This is a genomic window from Agrobacterium sp. NPDC058088 (assembly GCF_042885035.1).
Taxonomy (GTDB): Bacteria; Pseudomonadota; Alphaproteobacteria; order Rhizobiales; family Rhizobiaceae; genus Agrobacterium.
In genome coordinates this window covers 76,830-96,208 of record NZ_JBHVSU010000005.1, presented here as the reverse complement: position 1 = coordinate 96,208, position 19,379 = coordinate 76,830, and the positions used below count along the sequence as shown (strand labels likewise).

The window sequence follows — 19,379 nt, the reverse complement described above, 5'->3', positions numbered from 1 at the left end:
TCATGACCGACGATACAAAAAAGCCCGGACCTGACGCGGACGTCGCGGAAGAGTTTGTCGATCTTGCTCAGGCAGGTGAAGAACAGGCCGAAACGGCAGAGCCCGATCCGGTGGAGCTGCTCAAGGCTGAGAACGCCGATCTGCGCGATAAATTTCTGCGCCTTGCCGCCGAGATGGACAATCTTCGCCGCCGCACCGAGCGTGATGTCAAGGACGCCAAGGCCTATTCGCTGGCTGCCTTTGCACGCGACATGCTTGCCGTTTCGGATAATCTTCGCCGCGCGCTGGAAGCAATTCCGGATGAACTCAAGACCAATGGCGAAGCCGGTCTCAATGGCCTGATCGAAGGAGTCGAGATGACGGAACGTTCGATGCTGTCGACGCTGGAACGCCACGGTGTCAAGAAGATCGATGCCGAGGGCCAGAAGTTCGACCCGAATTTCCATCAGGCCATGTTCGAAATTCCGAATACGGCGGTTCCAAACAATACCGTGCTGCAGGTAATTCAGGCCGGTTTCACCATTGGCGACCGCGTGCTGCGCCCCGCCATGGTCGGTGTCGCCAAGGGCGGCCCGAAGGTGGAGACCGCCGCGTCTGCCGAACCGGGCACCTCGTCTCTCAATGAAAAAGACGCGTAAGGCATTTGTCCGTACGTCATAAAAAACGCGCCTTCAGGGCGCGTTTTTTATTGCCGTATAACGGAAAGGATCGAGCTGCGCTCAGGCAGCCGTCGCCTGTTCTTGATTGAGGAAGGCGTAGATTGCGGTGTCGGAATCCGTGGCACGCAGCTTGGTCACCAGTTCCGGGTCGCGCAGCGCCCGCGCAATACGCGATAGCGCCTTCAGATGATCCGCGCCGGCGCCCTCGGGCGCAAGCAGCAGGAACACCAAATCGACCGGCTGGTCGTCCAGCGCTTCGAAATCGACCGGCGTTTCAAGACGCGCGAAAACCCCGGTGATCTGGTGAATGCTGTTCAGCTTGCCGTGCGGAATGGCAATGCCATGGCCCACACCGGTGGAGCCAAGTTTCTCACGCTGGAGGATGACGTCGAAAACTTCCCGTTCCGAGACTCCGGTAATTCTGGCTGCCTTTGCGGCCAGCTCCTGAAGCAACTGCTTTTTGGAATTCACCTTGAGGGCGGGAATAATCGCATCTTGTTGCAGCAAATCTGCCAACGCCATTCTCTTTTTCCTTCATGCCATCGAGACGATGCAGGAGGCAGACTGCACTTGCGCGCTCTGCCTCCCACGTCTTGTCAGACTGTTCAGCTCTTGATCGTTTCCGCGTCGATCCAGCCAATATTGCCATCATGACGCCGGTAAACGATGTTGAGATATTCCTTGCCCGGGCTGCGGAACAGCAGAACCGGTTCGTCGGTCATGTCGAGCGCCATCACGGCGCTGGCGACAGACATGGTCTTAATCTGTTTCGAACTTTCCGCCACAATGGTGGGTGCGTAATCCTCAGGAACCTCGTGGTCCTCATCGGGAATAGCATCCATCACCGTATAGGCGATTTCCTGCGATACGCCATTCGCACCATTGTGATGGTCCTTCAGCTTGCGCTTGTAGCGACGCAGGCGCTTCTCAATACGCTCGGCAGCGGCGTCGAAGCTGGCTTGCGGATCGTTTGCCTGACCGGCCGCATGCAATACAATACCCGTATCGAGATGCAGCTTGCAGTCGGCAGCAAAACGCGATCCGGACTTCTCCACGGTCACCTGGCCTGAATACCCCCCATCGAAGTATTTGGTAACTGCCAGACCTATATTGTCCTCAATCCGCTGACGGAAAGATTCGCCGATCTCCATATGTTTACCAGATACACGCACACTCATGGAAATTTTCCTTTTTGTAGTGATTTGCGAGTACCAGCTTACGTCAAGCCGCGCGCGCATCCAAGCGTTTCGAAGACCTTAAAAAGCCCTCATTCGAATTTTACGCCCGTGGACGGTGGAGGTGAAACCGTTACAAATAACCTTGCTTACGTGTGCGGCGGGCTTCTAGCCCTTGCCGTGACAAGAGTCAATGGTGCGGCAAAAAACCGCCATAAACGTGATTGGCCTCATTGCTTAAAAGGCGGAAAGCTTGGCCATCGCCTTCTTTTCCCGACGCCTTTGCACGGAAGAGGGAATGTTCATCGCCTCGCGATATTTCGCGACCGTGCGGCGGGCGATATCGATGCCGTTCTTTTTCAGATTATCGACGATATCGTCATCGGAAAGGACAGCCTCTGCCGCCTCCTGGGCTATCATGGCCTTGATGCGATGACGCACCGCTTCGGCCGAATGGCTGTCTCCGCCCTCCACGGCGCTGATTGAAACGCTGAAGAAATATTTGAGCTCGAACAGACCGCGCGGCGTCAACATGTATTTTTTGGACGTCACCCGGCTGACAGTGGATTCATGCATCTTGATGGCGTCGGCCACCGTCTTCAGGTTCAGCGGGCGCAGATGATCCACGCCATTGACGAGGAAGGCATCCTGCTGGCGCACGATCTCGGTCGCAACCTTCATGATAGTACGGGCGCGCTGGTCGAGGCTGCGGGTCAGCCAGTGAGCCGTCTGCATGCATTCGGACAGGAAATCCTGATCTTCTCCCGCGCGCGTCTTATGTTTTGAAACCTCGGCGAAGTAGCTTTGGTTGATGAGTACGCGCGGCAGGGTCTCGGGATTGATCTCCACCAGCCAGCCACCGGCTGAGGAGGAGCGGACGATAATGTCTGGAACGATGGTCTCAGATACCATCGAGTCGTAGCCTGCACCCGGGCGAGGGTTGAGCGTGCGGATTTCCGCCAGCATGTCGAGGAGGTCTTCCTCATCCACGCCGCAGAGTTTTTTTAAGGAAGTGAAGTCGCGTTTCGCCAGAAGCTCCAGATTATCGATGAAGGCACGCATGGCCGGGTCGAGCCGATCTTTCTGGGCAAGCTGGATCGCCAGACATTCGCTCAGAGAGCGGGAAAATATGCCCGGTGGGTCGAAGCCCTGAAGTGTCTTCAGGACGTGCTCGACTGCCGATGGGGCGGCGCCCAACCGTTCGGCGACATCATCGACAGCATCCGCCGCAATATAGCCGGTTTCATCGAGCTGGCCGATCAGCGCATCGGCGATCATCCGGTCCTCAGCGGCTGATATGGCGAGCGGTAATTGCTGATTGAGATGGTCGCTGAGGCTCTGTCTGGCCGCGACGAAATCGTCGAGGTCGTAACTTTCTCCCGACTCCTGGCCGGGCATGGATTTCCATTGGCCGGCCAGCTCGGGCGCGTCGGCTTTTCGGGGCTCGGCATCATCGGGAAAGACGTTTTCGAAGCTGGTATCCAGCTGCTCGCCAAGATTTGCGGCACGGTCGCCATACCAGTCGTCACTGTCTGACGTCACCGTGGCGGATCTCTCCGAACTTTCGTTATCGGCGTCGCCAAAACTTTCTGCGTCTACAGGTCCGTCGCTGCTCAAATCGCCATCGTTTGCCGCAATTTCCAGCAGCGGATTGCGCTCCACCTCCTGCGCGATGAACTGCGTCAGCTCGAAATGCGTCATCTGAAGCAGCTGGATGGACTGCATCAGTTGCGGTGTCATCACGAGAGACTGGTTTTGACGCAGCAAAAGGCTGGCAGACAATGCCATGGCGGACGCGAAACTCCCTTTACAGCTTCTCCTTCGCCTGATTTTCCAGAAAATTCACTGAGACGACGGAACTTGGCCCAAAAATTGCTTTTTTATTTTGTTTGGTCAAGCGTCAGGGCAGGGCGCGATGAAGAATCTTTCGCGCCCAATAGCTCAAAGGCTGAAATTATTGCCGAGATAGAGACGGCGCACGTCCGGATTGTTAACGATATCGTCGGGACGCCCATGCGTCAGCACCTCGCCAGCATGGATGATATAGGCGCGGTCGATGAGACCCAGCGTTTCACGGACATTATGGTCGGTAACGAGAACGCCGATGCCGCGTGCCGTCAGATGCCTGACCAGATTCTGGATGTCGCTGACCGAAATCGGATCGACGCCCGCGAAAGGTTCATCCAGCAGCATGAAGGTCGGGTCGGTCGCAAGAGCGCGTGCGATTTCCAGACGTCGCCGCTCACCGCCCGAAAGCGCCACGGCAGGCGATTTGCGCAATTGCGCAATATGAAACTCTTCCAGGAGCTCATCGAGCTTGCGATTGCGCTTGGCCGCGTCCGGTTCATGCACTTCTAGCACGGCGCGGATGTTTTCCTCGACCGTCAGGCCGCGGAAAATCGAGGCTTCCTGCGGCAGATAGCCGACGCCCAGACGGGCGCGCCGATACATCGGCATGCTGGTGACATCATTGCCGTTGATGGCGATCTTACCGGTATCGACGGGCACCAGGCCGGTGATCATGTAAAAGCACGTGGTCTTGCCTGCACCGTTCGGGCCAAGCAGCCCAACGGCCTCTCCACGACGCACGACCAGTGAAACGCCGTTAACGACACGACGGGTATTATAGGTCTTCGTCAGGCCATGCGCGATCAAGGTGCCCTGGTAAGGGGTCTTGTCGGCCGGCGAAGCGGCATCTGCGGAACGGTTGCGCCCGCCGCCGAGAATTTTTGAGATCGAAGGTATCTTCACGAGGAAAGACTACTGTTTTTTCTGGGATTTCGGATCAAGCATAATCCGCACTGGGCCACCGCAGCTTTCAAGCTTTGCCTGCCCTGTATTCATGAGAACGGTGAGCTTGCAGCCGGTAAAGACATTCGTGCCCTCGGACAGCACCACCTGCTTGCCAGTGAGAATGAATGTCTGCGCCGCCATGTCGAATTCGCCGTGATCGGCCGTCGCCTTCTGGGTCTCGGAGGTCAGATAGACATTGTTGTCCACGAAGATCTTGTCGATTTTGGCATCGCCACTCGTCAGCGAAGAGCCCTGACCCTTGTAATTGACGGTCATCTTGCCTGCCTGGAGCGTGGTCGTTCCCTGCACGACTTTCACATTTCCAGTGAAATAGGCCTTGCGCTCCTGATCCCTGACTTCGAGCTGATCGCTTTCGATTGCGATCGGCTGGTCGCCGGAGAGCTTGACGCCCTGCATGTTGCTGGTGGTGTTCTGGGCGGAAGCCACAGTCGCAAGACACGACAAAACAAGACCTGCGGCTGCGAGGCCTGCGGTTTTGCCAAGGGAAACGGGGCGGGAAATTTGCATCATCTGGACCGGGCTCTCACTTGCCTTAATTCTTGATATTGGATGCAGCGATACGTGCCCGTACCTGCCCCGAAAACGTAATTGTCTTGCCATTATCTGCGATGTCAATCGATTGCGCAACAATGGCGCCCTCGTTTGTTTTGATCGAGACCGGCTCTTTGCTGCTCATTTTCCCGGCCTTCAGATCGACATCCGCAGACTGGAACTTCGCTTGTATGCCATTGCTGAGATTGATGTCAAAAGGGGCGGTCATCTTCAGCGTGTTGGTGGCGCGGTCGAAAATGCCTTCCTGGGCGATGACCTGCGCGACGCTATCATTCACTGGCACGGCGGCCAGCACCTTTTCGAGTGTCATCAGGTTGGGGCTGGCGATATCCTGCAACGCACGGTCTGCGTTCATGGAATAATCTATACCCTTTTCGTTGCGGCCCGCGACGGCGGGCTTTTCCATCACGATCTTGCCGTCTTCTATCCGCGCGCTTTCGAGCGAAACGTTCTCGGGCGCCCAGGTGCGGATAACCGAAACCGCAATGAAGGCGAGCGAAATGACGGCCGCGCTGAGCGGCAGGATGATTTTCAGCCGCTTTACACGCGCGGAATGTCGCAGTGCGGTGTCATAGGCACCGTTCTGGTCATTGGGCAGCGAAAATGCTGGCGCGGGTTCGCGGAGTCGTTCGAGCATAAGAGTGGGTCCGGAATGCTTCCCTGGCGCCATTCTGGCGCGCAATCGAAGCTTGTGTCTCTATCTAAATGTGTTTCGCACGAGTGCTTTGTCCTGCCAATATGGTTTTTGTCTGGAGAGGTGCAAGGGAAATACGAATTTTATCGTAATTCTGGTTTCCTTATTGTTTCCTTGCGGCTTCGCGTTAGAAGAACCATATGGCCTGAAGCGCAAAAGCGGATGACAGAGGTTCCTATGGATAATATGGCGATAGCTGACCGCAGGCGTTTGCGCCGCAAGCTGACTTTCTGGCGGGTTGCCGCCGTTCTCCTGCTCGTTATCGGCGCTTTCGGTCTTTACCGGTTTTTCTGGGAAGGCCCGCAGCAGAGCGCGAGACCCCATATCGCCCGCATCGAAGTCTCTGGTCTGATCACCGACAATACCGAACTTCTCGAGCGGCTCGACAGGATTGCCAAGAGCGACAATGTCAAAGGGCTGATCGTTTCGATTTCATCGCCAGGCGGCACCACCTATGGCGGGGAGCGTATCTTCAAGGCCATCAGAGGCGTTGCCGAAAAGAAGCCGGTGGTCTCCGATGTCCGCACGCTCGCCGCTTCCGCCGGCTATATGATCGCGTCGGCCGGCGACGTCATCATTGCCGGTGAAACCTCGATCACCGGTTCGATCGGGGTGATTTTTCAATATCCCCAGATTGGCCAGTTAATGGACAAGCTCGGCGTCTCGCTGCAGGAAATCAAGTCTTCACCGATTAAGGCGGAGCCTTCGCCTTTCCACGAGGCGCCCGAAGAGGCAAAAACGATGATCCGTGCCATGGTGATGGACAGCTATGGCTGGTTCGTTGATCTCGTCGCCGATCGTCGCAAATTGCCGCGCGAGGATGTGCTGAAGCTGGCTGACGGGTCGATCTTCACCGGTCGGCAGGCGCTTGCCAACAAGCTGGTCGACACGCTCGGCGGAGAAAAGGAAGTTCGCGCCTATTTCGAAACCCGTGGTGTGGCCAAGGATTTGCCGATCGTCGAATGGCGCGCGCCGTCGTCCCGTTCGCCTTTTGCGCTTTTCAGTGTTGCGCAAATAGCGAAGTTTCTGGGATATGACGATTTAATTCCCTTCGCGGGCCCCGGCCAGCTCGGTGCGGACAAGTTGTTTCTTGACGGTCTTGTTTCCGTTTGGCAGGTTGGGCCACGTTAAAAATCCAATGCTTTCAGGGGGCAACCGTGATCAAGTCTGAACTGGTGCAGATCGTTGCTGCGCGTAACCCGCACCTTTATCACCGCGATGTGGAAAACATCGTCAATGCGGTGCTGGATGAAATCACCGATGCCCTGGCGGGTGGAAATCGTGTCGAGCTTCGCGGCTTCGGCGCGTTTTCGGTGAAGAATCGTCCATCCCGCTCGGGCCGGAACCCGCGTACGGGTGAGTCGGTTTTCGTCGAGGAAAAATGGGTGCCCTTCTTCAAGACGGGCAAGGAACTGCGCGAGCGCCTTAACCCCGGTATGGGTGACGAAGAGGACGATTGATCGTTCTTGACGCCTGGCGACTGAAAAGAAGCCGGCGGAATGTCTGCAGCGATGGAGTATTGTCGGATGTCGAAAAAAATCATCAACCTCATCATCCTGCTTCCGCTGGCGATCATCCTCGTCATCCTGTGCGTGGCCAATCGTCAGTCCGTGACCCTGGCGCTCAATCCATTCCGACCGGAAGATGGTGTTCTATCTTTTTCCGCGCCGTTTTTCGTTTTCCTCTTTCTGGCGGTTATTTTTGGCGTTCTCCTGGGTTCGGCGGCCACATGGTTCGCTCAGGGCAAACATCGCAAACGCGCTCGTATCGAAGCCAAGGAAGCCGTTCGCTGGCACGATGAGGCGAACCGCCAGAAGGCGGCCGCAACCGGGCAGCTGCCGCATGCGGGACAACTCCCGGCAAAGTGATGGTGCCGACCGTCGCTCCGGCTCTAGTCGAGCGGCGTTCGGAATGCTATTTGCTGGCGCAATAAGACGCGGGCAGAAGCGGAAAGATTTCCATTGAAGAAAAAAGACAGCCGGCCGGGCAATCGCGCGAGCGCCGGGAGCGATAAAAAACAGGTCCATGCCGCAAAGCCGGCGCGCCGTGCGGATTCCGCGCCGAAAAGGCGCGAGCCCGATGCGGTGCGCAACGTGCAGAAAGCCGCGCCGAAGGAAAAAACCGTCGTAGCGGTCGCCGTTGAACAGGTTCCTGCGCGCGCGCTTATGCAGCGCACCGGTGAACTGCCGGCAGAACAGGTTCCGGTCATTCTGGAATCGAGCGGCGCGGGTGATTTTCACCTGATCGACAGCGGCAACGGCCTGAAGCTCGAACAATACGGTGGCTACCGGGTCGTTCGTCCCGAGGCGCAGGCGCTGTGGCAGCCTTCCGTTCCTGATCGTGTGTGGCAGAATGCCGATGCGGTCTTCACCGGTGACACGGATGAGGACGGTATGGGGCGCTGGCGTTTCCCCAAGGCGGCGCTGGGTGAAACCTGGCCTCTCTCCCTGCTCGGCGTTGAATTTCTCGGCCGTTTCACGGCGTTCCGGCACGTCGGCGTCTTTCCGGAGCAGATCGTGCATTGGGAATGGCTGAAAAATGCCGTGGAGACCGCCGATCGGCCGCTGAAAGTGCTGAACCTCTTCGGTTATACTGGCGTCGCCTCACTGGTCGCGGCGGCTGCTGGGGCTGAAGTCACCCATGTCGACGCCTCCAAGAAAGCAATCGGCTGGGCGAAGGAAAATCAGGCACTCGCTGGGCTTGAACAGGCGCCGATCCGCTGGATCTGCGAAGACGCCATGAAGTTCATTCAGCGTGAGGAACGCCGCGGCAATACCTACGACATCATCCTCACTGATCCGCCGAAATTCGGTCGCGGCACCCATGGCGAAGTCTGGCAATTGTTCGACCATCTGCCGCTGATGCTCGATATCTGCCGGGAAATCCTGTCGCCCAAGGCGCTTGGCCTGGTGCTGACGGCCTATTCGATCCGGGCGAGCTTCTATTCGATGCATGAGCTGATGCGCGAAACCATGCGCGGCGCAGGCGGTGTCGTCGCATCAGGCGAACTGGTCATTCGTGAGGCCGGGCTGGACGGCAAAACGCCGGGCCGCGTGCTTTCCACATCGCTGTTCAGCCGCTGGGAGCCGAAATGACGAAAGAAATGCGCGAAAACACCACGCGCCGGGTTGGCCAGGTCAAGGAAGTGACGAGCCTTGCCAATCCGATCATAAAGGACATCAAGGCGCTCACCCAGAAAAAGGGCAGGGAAGAGACCGGCACCTTCATGGCCGAAGGCCTGAAGCTGGTCATCGATGCGCTCGAACTCGGCTGGACGATCAAGACCCTGGTTTACGCCAAGGCCGCCAAGGGCAAGCCGCTGGTGGAGCAGGCGGCAGTGAAGACCGTCGCCTCGGGTGGTCTGGTGCTCGAAGTCAGCGAAAAGGTCATCGCCTCGATCACCCGCCGCGACAATCCGCAGATGGTCGTCGGCATTTTCGAACAGAAATGGAAGCCGCTGAAGGATATCCGACCGGAAAAGGGCGAGACCTATATCGCGCTTGATCGGGTGCGCGACCCCGGTAATCTCGGCACCATTATCCGCACGGCAGATGCGGCAGGCGCCTCGGGCGTCATTCTGGTGGGCGATTGCACTGATCCCTTCTCGCTGGAAACGGTGCGCGCCACCATGGGCTCGGTCTTTGCCACGCCCGTCGCGCGTGCTTCGGTCGAGGAATTCCTCTCCTGGAAAAAATCGGCCCATGTCAGCGTCGTCGCCACGCATCTTTCCGGTTCGGTGGATTATCGGAAGATCGATTACGCTGGCAAACCGGTCGTGATTTTGATGGGCAATGAACAGTCTGGCCTGCCGCCGGAACTGGCCGGCAAGGCGGACCAACTGGCCCGCATTCCCCAGCAGGGCCGTGCCGATAGTCTCAACCTTGCCATCGCGACCGCCGTCATGCTGTTTGAAGCACGGCGACATCTCCTCGAACTTGCACCGGTGACGTAATGGCCAAAGCGGCATTGTTCTCGAAATTCGGCCCGGCCTTTGTGCTGATCGTCGCCGCACTGGTGCTGGATCAGATCGTGAAACAGCTGGTTGAAGCCTATCTGCCGCTGCAGGAGATGGTTCCGGTTGTGCCGTTTCTGGCGCTTTACCGCACCTATAATCTCGGTGTCGCCTTTTCGATGCTGCAGGACATGCACGGGTGGTTCATCGTCAGCATGCGCCTCGTCATCGTGGTTTTCGTTCTGTGGCTGTGGCGCAAGACGGCGCCTGACCGCACCTTCGCCCATCTCGGTTTTGCCTTCATCATCGCGGGAGCGGCCGGCAATCTTCTAGACCGCTTTTTTTACGGTCACGTCATCGACTATATCCTGTTCCACACGCAGACATGGTCATTCGCGGTGTTCAATCTGGCTGACAGTTTCATCACCATCGGTGCCGCCTGCGTCATTCTCGATGAGTTTCTGCACGCCCGAGCGGCCAAAAAGTAAAATTTTAGGGTTTCAACCAAACATATCAAAACCGCTGCCGTGGTAGCGGTTGTGTATGAGCGAACTGGCAAGACTTCGGCAAAAAGTTTCAGATGGTCTCGGCCTCGCCGCCCCAGCGGCGGATATTGCCGACAAGACAACGCGTCTTGCGGACGAAGAACATGCGAGCAATAGCCGGACAGTTGCGCTTTATGTCGCCGTTTCGTTATCGGTGGGGGGCTTCACTGCCGCCCTGATCGCACTTGCGGTGCCCTATGCCGTCACCGCCGCGCTCGTCTGTTTTTTTGGTGCGGTGCTCGTGGGTGTCCTGTCTTATGCGCTGTTCGGCAAATCTTTTCCGCGTCCCGGCACGCTGCCCGCGGACGCTTCGGATGTCCGGTCGCGGCAAATACAGAACCGCTCGCTGATTGCCGAAATGCAGGAGTCCATGGGCGATATCGTCGTGATCCGCAACATGAACCGGCGCATCGTCGAGGCGAACCGGGTCTTTCGCGAAATGACCGGCTGCACGGCGCCTGAAGGCATGAGCTGCGAGGAGATCGGCATTGCTTTTCGCCCGGGCGACAAGGTCCATGCCTATGACGTGGAGATTGCGACCCCGTTCGGTCAGCGCATCTTCTCCTGGCACGATGTGGTAACCCGCGATCTCGCAAGCAGCCGTCTCATGATCAGCAGTATCGCGAGAGACGTGACCGAAGAGCGGCTTGCGCTGGCCGAGCGGGAAGATGCCCGCCAGCGCGCCGAAAAGGCCGATGCCGAAAAGGCGCGGCTGCTTGCCACGGTCAGCCATGAAATTCGCCTGCCGCTTTCCGGCATGCTGGGCATGAATCACCTTCTGTCCCAGACGAAGCTCAACCAGGAACAGCGCAATTATCTCGACGGCATGAAGCAGTCCGGCCAGTCGCTGGTCCAGCTTGTCGAGGATCTGCTGGACTATTCGACAATGGAGGCCGGCCGCTTCAGGCTCAATCCGCGCGCGGAAAACCTGCGGCGGCTGATCGAGAGCATCGTCGAGATGCTGGCCCATCGCGCCCATGAAAAGGGCATCGAAATCGCCTCTTTCGTCACGCCTGACGTGCCCGATTATCTTGATTTCGATCCGGCAAGGCTGCGCCAGGTTCTGTTCAATCTCATCGGCAATGCGGTGAAATTCACGCAGGTGGGCGGCGTCGTTATCCGCGCGCGTATGGCTGCCGGCGAATTGCAGATCACCGTTGAAGATACCGGTCCCGGCATGAGTGAGGCGGAGCAGGCCCGTATCTTCGGGGAATTCGAGCAGGCCGGCCCGTTGTCACAACGAAGCGCCGGCACGGGGCTGGGACTTGCCATTTCCGCCCGGATCGTGCGGGAATTCGGCGGCAACCTCACGGTTTCGAGCCGCAGGGGCGAGGGCAGTACCTTCAAGCTGGTGTTCCGTCCAGGCACGACCCCCGCCGAGATGCCGGATTCCGGCCGGAGCCATTGCCTGCAGCACACCAATGTCCTGCTGATTGCGCCAGAGGGTGTGGCGGCGGCGGTGACGGCGGAGGCCATCGAGGCATTCGGCGGCAAATGTATTCTCGTCCATCAGCCGGAGGATCTGGACAGGCTGCGGAATGGACCTGCCAGCCGAACCGCGGATCTTACCGACATCATCGTCGATCTGCGTATATCGGCATTGTTCAGGGATGCTCTGCGGGATTGGCCGCAGCAGACGATCCGCCGCACGCTGCTCGTCAGTCCTGAAGAGCGGGCTTCGACCACACATGCATCGTTCGACGCCTGGCTGATCCGGCCCCTGCGCGAAAAATCCCTTATCGACGTGCTGTGTGGCCGCCTGCGCGGCATAGAGCGACGCGACGCGATCAACGATAACCATCCGGATGTGGGATTTTCATCACGAGTAGTGGAAGGGGCGAGCGGCATCGAGATACTCGTGGCTGAGGACGATGCGGTCAATGCACGCATCCTCCGCGCCGTTCTGGAAAAAGGCGGCTATATCGTCCGCACGGTCGATAATTTTCAGACACTGCAACAATCGGTGGCGTCGGGCGAGCCTCGCCTGCCGAATCTCATCATCTCCGATCTGAACATGCCGGGCGGCGAAGGGCTCGATGTGTTGCCGGACCTCCTCGGTACGCTGAAAGATGGTAGAAATATTCCCGTCATCATCCTCAGCGGGGACGCTGGTGCCGGGACCGCGGAGATATTGCTGAGGGCGGGTGCGGCCAAGGTTTTGGCCAAGCCTGTCGACCCGCGCCGGCTGGTTGAGGAAATCCGCCGCCAGCTGGAGGCGAAACGCCTGTTGTCATCATAACTTGACAGACTCGCGCTGGTGGCATTTTGTCACTATTCTGTCGTTAAATAGTGATTTATGACAGGAAATTCTTTGGTGGCGGAGCGATTCCCCATGGTTGCCGAAATCTTCAATCACGACATTTGTGAAAATAATGTTGTCATTAGTCCTCGTCCCGAGACAGCTCAGGACAATGAGGGTCTTTTCGGACGCATCGGCACGCTGGAAACACGGCTTGCCAGAAATGAACGCGAAATCGATGCCGCGCAATCCGTGCGTTACCGGGTCTTTGTCGATGAAATGAAGGCGCGCCTTCCCGCAGAGGCGATGCGGCGCCAGCGGGACTTCGATGCCTGGGACAGCGTCTGCGATCATCTGCTCGTGCTTGACAAGTCGATTGAGGGCGATAGCGAGGACCAGATCGTCGGCACCTATCGCCTGCTGCGGCAGGAAATCGCGCTTGCCAATAATGGTTTTTATTCCGCCAGTGAATTCGACATTGCCGGTCTCGTTGCACGCCATCCTGGCAAGCGCTTCATGGAGCTTGGCCGCTCCTGCGTGCTGCCGGAATATCGCACCAAGCGAACCGTCGAGCTTCTGTGGCAGGGCAACTGGTCCTATGCCGTCAAACACCGCATGGACGCCATGATTGGCTGCGCTTCCTTCCCCGGTGTGCAGCCGGAAGCGCATGCGCTGGCACTGTCCTTCCTGCACCACAATTGCCTTGCAAAGGGAGAGTGGGAAGCGGTCGCCTTGCCCGAACTCTATCATGAAATGGACCTTGTGCCGGCAGAGGCGCTGAACGCTCGCAAGGCACTGAACGCCATGCCGCCGCTGATCAAGGGTTATATGCGTCTCGGTGCCATGTTCGGCTCCGGCGCGGTCGTTGATCATGCTTTCAACACCACCGACGTGCTGGTGGTTCTGCCGGTTTCGTCCATCGCCGGTCGTTATATCAGCTATTATGGCGGCGAGGCCGAACGCATCAACGGCTGAGCGGGTTTTGATCGCGACCTTCAGGATGTTCCTGTGGGCAGCGGTGCCCTGTGTGTTGTGTTGGTGCGGGCAATGCCGCTAGTGTCGGCGCTCCTTTTCCGCAACACGATATGACATCGGCAGGCCATTGACGGACGTTCTGACAACCGCTTCCCTGATCTCGGAAGAGAGCCGCGCGACGGCCACTCCGATGATGGAGCAATATATCGAGATCAAGGCGAACAATCCCGGTTCGCTGCTGTTCTACCGCATGGGCGATTTTTATGAATTGTTCTTTGACGACGCGGTCGAAGCCTCCCGCGCGCTCGGTATTACGCTGACGAAACGTGGCCAGCATATGGGGCACGATATCCCCATGTGCGGCGTTCCCGTTCACGCGGCGGATGACTATCTGCAGAAACTCATCCTGCGCGGTTATCGCGTCGCCGTCTGCGAGCAGGTCGAAGACCCGGCGGAAGCGAAGAAGCGCGGATCGAAATCGGTGGTCAAGCGTGATGTGGTGCGGCTTGTCACGCCCGGTACGCTGACCGAAGAAAAGCTGCTGTCGCCGACGGAATCCAACTATCTGATGGCGCTGGCCCGTATTCGCGGCAGTGCCGAAGCGCAATTCGCGCTCGCCTGGATCGATATTTCGACCGGCGTCTTCCGTTTGGCGGAGACGACGCTGACGCGGCTCCTCGCCGATATCTGGCGCATCGATCCGCGTGAGCTGATCGTTGCCGACAGTCTGTTCCATGACGAAGAGCTGCGGCCGGTTTTCGATGTGCTCGGCCGCGTCGCGGTGCCGCAGCCGGCCATTCTTTTTGACAGCGCGACGTCAGAAGGGCGCATCGCGCGCTATTTCAACGTCTCGACGCTTGATGGTTTCGGCACGTTTTCACGGGTGGAAATGGCCGCTGCCGCTGCCGCTGTTGCCTATGTCGAAAAGACCCAGATTGCCGAGCGCCCGCCGCTTGGTGCGCCGGAACGAGAAAGTGCTGCCTCCACGCTGTTCATCGATCCCGCCACCCGCGCCAATCTGGAGCTGGTTAAGACGCTGTCAGGCGAAAGGGACGGATCGCTCCTGCATGCCCTCAACCGCACGGTGACGGGCGGCGGTGCGCGGCTTCTGGCCGAGCGGCTGATGTCGCCCTTGACCGATCCGGAAAGGATCAATGCCCGTCTCGATGCGGTCGCCTATCTTATCGATGACGTTTCCCTTTGCGACGGTCTGCGCGACGCCTTGAAACAGGTTGCGGACATGCCGCGTGCGCTCTCCCGTCTTGCGCTGGAGCGCGGTGGCCCGCGCGATCTCGGGGCGATCAGGCAGGGCCTGGCGTCGGCCGAGAGAATTGCCGCTATTCTCGATCAGGGACTATTGCCGGAGGAGCTTGCCGCTGCACTTGCGGATCTGAAGGCTTTGCCGGGCGGGCTGGAAGCCATGCTAGGCTCGATGCTGGCCGACGATCTGCCGCTTCTGAAGCGCGATGGCGGCTTTTTGCGTGAGGGTGCCAATCCCGAACTCGATGAGGTGCGCGCATTGCGTGACCAGTCGCGCCGGGTGATCGCCGGACTGCAACTGCAATATGCCGACGAGACCGGCATCAAGTCGCTCAAGATCAAGCATAACAATGTGCTTGGTTATTTCATCGAGGTAACGGCGGGCAATGCCGACGTCATGATGGCGACGGATGAGGCGAAGGCGCGCTTCATTCACCGCCAGACCATGGCCGGTGCCATGCGCTTTACCACCACCGAACTTGCCGATCTCGAAAGCCGCATCGCCAATGCCGCGGCCGAGGCTCTGACGATGGAGCTGGAAGCCTTCGAGCGCATGGTCGAGGCCGTGGTGCAGCAGGCTGAGGCGATCAAGGCGGGTGCGCTGGCGCTTGCGGTGATCGATGTCGCCTCAAGCCTTGCTTATCTCGCGACCGAACAGGCCTATTGCCGCCCGATTGTTGATGCCTCCATGACCTTTGCGATCACAGGCGGGCGCCACCCGGTTGTAGAACAGGCGCTGCGGCGGCAGTCCGCTGGACCGTTCATTGCCAATAATTGCGATCTATCGGCGGTCGATGGTGGCAAGAACGGTGCGATCTGGCTGCTGACCGGCCCCAACATGGGCGGTAAATCGACCTTCCTGCGCCAGAATGCGCTGATCGCCATTCTCGCGCAGATCGGCTCCTTCGTTCCGGCGGAGGCCGCCCATATCGGTGTCGTTGACCGGCTGTTTTCCCGCGTCGGCGCCTCTGACGATCTGGCGCGAGGCCGCTCGACCTTCATGGTGGAGATGGTGGAAACCGCCGCCATTCTCAATCAGGCGACGGACCGCTCGCTGGTCATTCTGGATGAGATCGGCCGTGGTACGGCAACCTTCGACGGGCTTTCCATCGCCTGGGCGGCGGTGGAACACCTGCACGAGGTCAATCGCTGCCGCGGCCTCTTCGCGACGCACTTCCACGAGTTAACGGTGCTCTCGGAAAAACTCGGCCGCCTTTCCAATGCCACGATGCGGGTGAAGGAGTGGGAAGGTGACGTCATCTTCCTGCACGAGGTTGGACCCGGCGCTGCGGATCGTTCCTACGGCATTCAGGTCGCACGGCTTGCGGGCTTACCGGCATCGGTGGTGGAGCGGGCCCGCGAGGTACTGACAAAGCTGGAGGATGCCGATCGCAAGAACCCGGCAAGCCAGCTGATCGATGATCTGCCGCTGTTCCAGATTGCGGTTCGCCGCGAGGAAACGCGCAAGGCAGGACCATCAAAGGTGGAGGAAGCCCTGAAAAGCTTCAATCCGGACGAAATGACACCGCGTGAGGCATTGGACGCGCTCTATGCGCTAAAGAAAGAACTTGGCAAGGCTTGAAGGGATAGAGTGCCTGTCCATAGCCTCTGAAACTCTTTATAGGACACTCCCATCGCAAGCGGTGGGTTTTCCCACAGGACATGGATACCGGCATAGATGGCCATCAAGGACCTGGATTTTTCCGACATTCTCGATGTATCGGCGCTGAAGCGCGACTGTGACATCATCTTCAAGGAAGACGGCAAACGCATCGCCGATATCAAGTCCGATCTGCTGCCGATCTTCCGCAAAGCCAGTACGGAAGGCCGGGAAAAGGCCAGAGAATTGCTCAAAGCCGATGGCAGCGGGATTGATTGCGCCCGTCGCATCTCCTGGCTTCAGGACCGCCTGATCGAAACGCTCTATGAGCTCGCCTGCCAATACGTCTATCCGAAAGATGCGCCGCAGATCGCGGTCGCCGCGGTTGGCGGTTATGGACGCGGCACACTGGCGCCGGGATCGGATATCGACCTCCTGTTCCTGCTTCCCACCAAGAACACGCCTGACATGCACAAGGCCGTGGAGTTCGTGCTCTATCTCCTCTGGGATCTCGGCTTCAAGGTCGGCCATGCCACCCGCACGGTGGATGAGTGCATTCGCCTCTCCAAATCCGACATGACGATCCGCACCGCTATTTTGGAAGTGCGGGCGATCTGCGGCAAGAGGTCCCTGATCGACGATCTCGAAAAACGCTTCGAGTCAGAAGTCGTCACCGGAACCGGCCCCGAATTCATCGCCGCCAAGCTCGCTGAGCGTGACCAGCGCCACCGCAAGGCTGGCGATACGCGCTATCTGGTGGAGCCGAACGTCAAGGAAGGCAAGGGCGGTTTGCGTGACCTGCACACGCTGTTCTGGATCGCCAAATATTATTACCACGTCCGCGACACGGCCGATCTCGTCAAACTCGGCGTTTTGTCGCGGTCAGAACTGAAGCTGTTCGAAAAGGCCGATGATTTTCTCTGGGCCGTCCGTTGCCAGATGCATTTCATCACCGGCAAGGCGGAAGAGCGCCTTTCCTTCGATATTCAGCGTGAGATTGCCGATGCGCTGAACTATCAGCCGCGCCCCGGCCTCTCCGCCGTAGAGCGCTTCATGAAGCACTATTTCCTCGTCGCAAAAGATGTCGGTGATCTCACCCGCATCGTCTGCGCCGGTCTGGAAGACAGGCAGGCGAAGGACGTGCCCGGCCTGTCCGGCGTGCTCAGCCGCTTCGCCCATCGGGTTCGCAAGATTCCGGGTTCCGTGGAATTTGTTGAAGACCGGGGCCGCATCGCACTCGCGAAGCCCGATGTGTTCAAGAACGACCCGATCAATCTCATCCGGCTCTTTCACATCGCCGATATCAACAATCTCGAACTGCACCCCGATGCATTGCGGGTCGTTACCCGTTCACTGTCGCTCATCAATGACGAGCTTCGGGAAAACGAGGAGGCTAATCGGCTTTTCCTGTCGATCCTGACGTCGCGCCGCGATCCGGCGCTGACCCTGCGGCGCATGAACGAGGCCGGCGTGCTCGGCAAGTTCATTCCCGAATTCGGCAAGATTGTCGCCATGATGCAGTTCAACATGTATCATCACTATACGGTGGATGAGCATCTGATCCGCTCCGTCGGCGTGCTGTCGGAAGTGGACAAGGGAACGGCTGTCGATGCCCACCCGCTCGCCAACCAGCTGATGCCGAGCGTCGAGGAACGCGAGGCGCTTTATGTGGCCGTGCTGCTGCACGATGTCGCGAAGGGCCGGCAGGAAGACCACTCGATTGCCGGTGCTCGCGTGGCCCGCAAGCTGTGCCAGCGTTTCCGTCTCACCGGCAAGCAGACTGAAACGGTTGTCTGGCTGATCGAGCAGCATCTTTTGATGTCCATGGTCGCTCAGACGCGCGATCTGCATGACCGCAAGACCATCACCGATTTCGCCGACAAGGTGCAATCCATGGAGCGGCTGAAGATGCTGCTCATCCTGACCGTCTGCGATATCCGCGCCGTTGGGCCGGGCGTGTGGAACGGCTGGAAGGGGCAGCTGCTGCGTTCGCTTTATTACGAGACCGAACTGCTGCTGTCAGGCGGCTTCTCGGAGGTCTCCCGCAAGGAGCGCGCGCAGATTGCCCGCCAAGCGCTTTATGATGCCCTGGATGACTGGGGCCAGAAGGCTCGGCGCAAATATACCAAGCTGCATTACGAGCCCTATCTGCTGACGGTGGCGCTGGAAGACCAGGTGCGCCATACCCGCTTCATCCGTGAAGCCGACAAGCAGGAAAAAGCGCTGTCGACCATGGTGCGCACCCATTCCTTCCACGCCATCACCGAAATTACCGTGCTGGCGCCGGACCATCCGCGCCTGCTCTCCATCATCACCGGCGCCTGTGCGGCCGCCGGCGCCAATATCGCCGATGCGCAGATTTTCACGACCTCCGATGGGCGGGCGCTCGATACGATCCTCATCAACCGCGAATTTCCGATCGATGAGGACGAGACGCGGCGCGGCAACAATGTCGGCAAGCTCATCGAGGAGGTTCTCTCCGGCAAGCAACGCCTGCCAGAAATGATTGCCACGCGCACCAAAAGCCGCAAGAAGAAGAGCGCCTTCACCATTCCGCCTTCCGTCACCATCTCGAATGGTCTGTCGAACAAATTCACCGTCATCGAAGTCGAATGCCTCGACCGGCCGGGTCTTCTGGCTGACATGACGGCTGTGATCGCCGACCTGTCGCTCGATATTCACTCCGCCCGCATTACCACCTTCGGTGAGAAGGTCATCGACACCTTCTACGTGACGGATCTGTTCGGCCAGAAGGTGACGAATGACAACCGACAGGCCAGCATTGCCCAGCGCCTGAAGGCTGTGATGAGCGAGCAGGAAGACGAATTGCGTGACCGCATGCCAAACGGCATCATCGCCCACCCAGACGTGGCGGCGCTGCCGGCCGCGCGCACGGCAAAGGCTTGATATCCCC

The 19,379-nt window shown here is 58.7% G+C and carries 17 protein-coding genes; 11 read left to right on the top strand and 6 right to left on the bottom strand.

Annotation, left to right across the window (positions count from 1 at the left end; all coding sequences use genetic code 11):
* Positions 1–2: 2 nt before the first annotated feature.
* Positions 3–638 (top strand): nucleotide exchange factor GrpE, encoded by a 636-nt coding sequence (gene grpE / locus ACFVTJ_RS15515; RefSeq protein WP_386908806.1) that lies wholly within the window; start codon positions 3–5, stop codon positions 636–638.
* Between the two features lie 81 nt (positions 639–719).
* Here the strand turns inward: grpE and ptsN are convergent, their stop codons facing one another.
* From ptsN to lptC, 6 genes are all read right to left on the bottom strand, one after another.
* On the bottom strand, positions 720–1,181 hold the full coding sequence (gene ptsN / locus ACFVTJ_RS15510) for a PTS IIA-like nitrogen regulatory protein PtsN (protein ID WP_006310177.1): 462 nt from the start codon (positions 1,179–1,181) through the stop codon (positions 720–722).
* 83 nt (positions 1,182–1,264) lie between these two features.
* Positions 1,265–1,837 carry a ribosome hibernation-promoting factor, HPF/YfiA family gene (gene hpf / locus ACFVTJ_RS15505; protein ID WP_059759321.1) on the bottom strand — a complete coding sequence of 191 codons (573 nt, stop codon included), beginning with the start codon at positions 1,835–1,837 and terminating at the stop codon, positions 1,265–1,267.
* 234 nt (positions 1,838–2,071) lie between these two features.
* Positions 2,072–3,622, bottom strand: a complete 1,551-nt coding sequence (rpoN, locus tag ACFVTJ_RS15500) for an RNA polymerase factor sigma-54 (RefSeq protein ID WP_386908804.1) — start codon at positions 3,620–3,622, stop codon at positions 2,072–2,074.
* 153 nt (positions 3,623–3,775) lie between these two features.
* Positions 3,776–4,585: an LPS export ABC transporter ATP-binding protein gene (gene lptB, locus ACFVTJ_RS15495; protein ID WP_386908802.1), complete on the bottom strand. Its 810-nt coding sequence runs from the start codon at positions 4,583–4,585 to the stop codon at positions 3,776–3,778.
* A gap of 9 nt (positions 4,586–4,594) precedes the next feature.
* A complete protein-coding gene (locus ACFVTJ_RS15490; RefSeq protein WP_386908800.1) occupies positions 4,595–5,158 on the bottom strand; it encodes an LptA/OstA family protein in 564 nt (187 codons plus the stop codon).
* Positions 5,159–5,180: 22 nt separating this feature from the next.
* Positions 5,181–5,837, bottom strand: coding sequence for an LPS export ABC transporter periplasmic protein LptC (gene lptC, locus ACFVTJ_RS15485; RefSeq protein ID WP_386908798.1), 657 nt, complete (start codon positions 5,835–5,837; stop codon positions 5,181–5,183).
* A 234-nt stretch (positions 5,838–6,071) separates the two neighbouring features.
* Between lptC and sppA the strand changes: the two genes are divergently transcribed.
* The 10 genes from sppA to ACFVTJ_RS15435 all read left to right on the top strand — a co-directional run bounded on the left by sppA (position 6,072) and on the right by ACFVTJ_RS15435 (position 19,372).
* The gene (sppA, locus tag ACFVTJ_RS15480) at positions 6,072–7,025 is read left to right on the top strand and encodes a signal peptide peptidase SppA (RefSeq protein WP_386909226.1); all 954 of its coding nucleotides are present in this window, start codon (positions 6,072–6,074) and stop codon (positions 7,023–7,025) included.
* 2 nt (positions 7,026–7,027) lie between these two features.
* Positions 7,028–7,354 carry an integration host factor subunit beta gene (locus ACFVTJ_RS15475; protein ID WP_386909224.1) on the top strand — a complete coding sequence of 109 codons (327 nt, stop codon included), beginning with the start codon at positions 7,028–7,030 and terminating at the stop codon, positions 7,352–7,354.
* A 66-nt stretch (positions 7,355–7,420) separates the two neighbouring features.
* A complete protein-coding gene (locus tag ACFVTJ_RS15470; protein ID WP_386908796.1) occupies positions 7,421–7,762 on the top strand; it encodes a LapA family protein in 342 nt (113 codons plus the stop codon).
* A gap of 93 nt (positions 7,763–7,855) precedes the next feature.
* On the top strand, positions 7,856–8,989 hold the full coding sequence (locus ACFVTJ_RS15465; protein WP_386908794.1) for a class I SAM-dependent methyltransferase: 1,134 nt from the start codon (positions 7,856–7,858) through the stop codon (positions 8,987–8,989).
* A complete protein-coding gene (locus ACFVTJ_RS15460; RefSeq protein WP_386908792.1) occupies positions 8,986–9,846 on the top strand; it encodes a TrmH family RNA methyltransferase in 861 nt (286 codons plus the stop codon). The genes ACFVTJ_RS15465 and ACFVTJ_RS15460 overlap by 4 nt, the downstream gene beginning before the upstream one ends.
* A complete protein-coding gene (gene lspA / locus ACFVTJ_RS15455; protein ID WP_386908790.1) occupies positions 9,846–10,334 on the top strand; it encodes a signal peptidase II in 489 nt (162 codons plus the stop codon). Before ACFVTJ_RS15460 ends, lspA begins: the two co-directional genes overlap by 1 nt.
* 55 nt (positions 10,335–10,389) lie before the next feature.
* The gene (locus ACFVTJ_RS15450; protein WP_386908788.1) at positions 10,390–12,630 is read left to right on the top strand and encodes a hybrid sensor histidine kinase/response regulator; all 2,241 of its coding nucleotides are present in this window, start codon (positions 10,390–10,392) and stop codon (positions 12,628–12,630) included.
* 93 nt (positions 12,631–12,723) lie between these two features.
* Entirely contained in the window at positions 12,724–13,605 is an 882-nt protein-coding gene (locus tag ACFVTJ_RS15445) for a GNAT family N-acetyltransferase (RefSeq protein ID WP_386909222.1), read from the top strand.
* Positions 13,606–13,732: 127 nt separating this feature from the next.
* The gene (gene mutS, locus ACFVTJ_RS15440) at positions 13,733–16,447 is read left to right on the top strand and encodes a DNA mismatch repair protein MutS (RefSeq protein WP_386908786.1); all 2,715 of its coding nucleotides are present in this window, start codon (positions 13,733–13,735) and stop codon (positions 16,445–16,447) included.
* A gap of 96 nt (positions 16,448–16,543) precedes the next feature.
* A complete protein-coding gene (locus tag ACFVTJ_RS15435) occupies positions 16,544–19,372 on the top strand; it encodes a [protein-PII] uridylyltransferase (protein ID WP_386908784.1) in 2,829 nt (942 codons plus the stop codon).
* The last annotated feature ends 7 nt before the right edge of the window (positions 19,373–19,379 follow it).